This is a genomic window from Klebsiella sp. HMSC16A12 (genome assembly GCF_001808265.1).
In the GTDB taxonomy this organism is placed as follows: domain Bacteria; phylum Pseudomonadota; class Gammaproteobacteria; order Enterobacterales; family Enterobacteriaceae; genus Klebsiella; species Klebsiella pneumoniae.
The window spans coordinates 1-526 of record NZ_KV792612.1 but is presented as its reverse complement, the minus strand read 5'-3'; the positions used below and the strand labels follow the sequence as shown (position 1 = coordinate 526).

General features: G+C 62.0%; 1 protein-coding gene. It reads left to right on the top strand.

The features are described 5' to 3' along the window. Positions 1-495 (top strand): 4Fe-4S dicluster domain-containing protein (locus HMPREF3140_RS14575; protein ID WP_004146572.1); only part of this gene is annotated, 495 nt, incomplete at its 5' end. Between the last annotated feature and the right edge of the window lie 31 nt (positions 496-526).

Genomic DNA, 526 nt, shown 5'->3' with positions numbered 1-526 from the left:
TATGCCGGCGGCGACTGGCAGGAGGACAACGGCGTCTGGCAGCAGAACGTGTTTGCCTATTACCTCTCCATCGCCTGTAACCACTGCGAAGATCCGGCCTGCACCAAGGTCTGTCCGAGCGGCGCGATGCATAAGCGCGAAGACGGTTTTGTGGTGGTCAACGAAGAGGTATGCATTGGCTGCCGCTACTGCCATATGGCCTGCCCGTACGGCGCCCCGCAGTATAACGCCGACAAAGGCCATATGACCAAATGCGATGGCTGTCACGAGCGCGTCGCCGAGGGGAAAAAGCCGATCTGCGTCGAGTCCTGCCCGCTGCGGGCGTTGGATTTCGGGCCGATTGCCGAACTGCGCGCTAAGCACGGCCAGCTGGCCGCGGTAGCGCCGCTGCCGTCGGCGCACTTTACCCGGCCGAGTATCGTTATCAAACCTAACGCCAATGCCCGGCCGTGTGGCGATACCACCGGTTACCTGGCGAACCCGAAGGAGGTGTGAGATGGGAAACGGATGGCATGAATGGCCGCTG